This is a genomic window from Frankia umida, assembly GCF_023242945.1.
Classification (GTDB): Bacteria; Actinomycetota; Actinomycetes; order Frankiales; family Frankiaceae; genus Frankia; species Frankia umida.
On record NZ_JALKFT010000107.1, the window covers coordinates 1 to 671 of the forward strand.

Here is a 671-nt window from a genome sequence, read left to right on the forward strand (position 1 = left end):
GCCCAATCCTCCCAGCTCAGGAGCACTTTCCTATTCCCGGCACCCCAACAGACGATCACCCCGGTGAAAGCCCGAGGTTAGTGCGGTGCCGGCTGGGCCGGCGAGTATCCATCGGTCGATCAGGGCGCGGACGGCTCCGGGCAGGGGGTTGTTGGCCGCGCCGCGGGCCAGGATGATGTTGGCCAGGCGCACCGCGCAGCCGGGTGCCACGGTGAAGTGGGGGGTGTGTTCTTTCGGTGTGTCGATCTTGTCGAGGTTGTCGAGGGTGATGCAGGACCCGAATTCCTTCTGGATCGCGCCGTCTGCCGCGCTGAGTACGAGCGCGACGTCTTTTTCGTCGCTCAGCGGATGGGCTACGGCCCGGTCGAACAGGTCTCTTCGGATCTTGTGAGATTCCATGATGTCGGCGGGGTTCTTGTTCAGTGCGTCGACGCGTAGATCGGCGAGTAGCGTCCGGGTCAGGGCGGGGCTCGCATCCAGCAGATCAGTGATCAAATTCTCGCCGGTGGGTACCGCTGTGGACCACAGCGTCGGCTCGGCGGATTCTGTGGGAGTCGCCGGCACATCGGATTTGGGGTTGTTGTGGGCGGCAGGCGGTGGTCCTGGGACGGCTGGCGGGGGTGTGGTTCCGGTGCCGTCGGTGAGGACGAGGAGGCGTCCGTCGCTGGTGT

The 671-nt window shown here is 65.3% G+C and carries 1 protein-coding gene; it reads right to left on the reverse strand.

Annotated features, from left to right (window positions below):
* Positions 1-30 precede the first annotated feature (30 nt).
* Positions 31-671: hypothetical protein (locus MXD59_RS25985; protein WP_248827198.1), on the reverse strand; the 641-nt coding region annotated here is incomplete at its 5' end.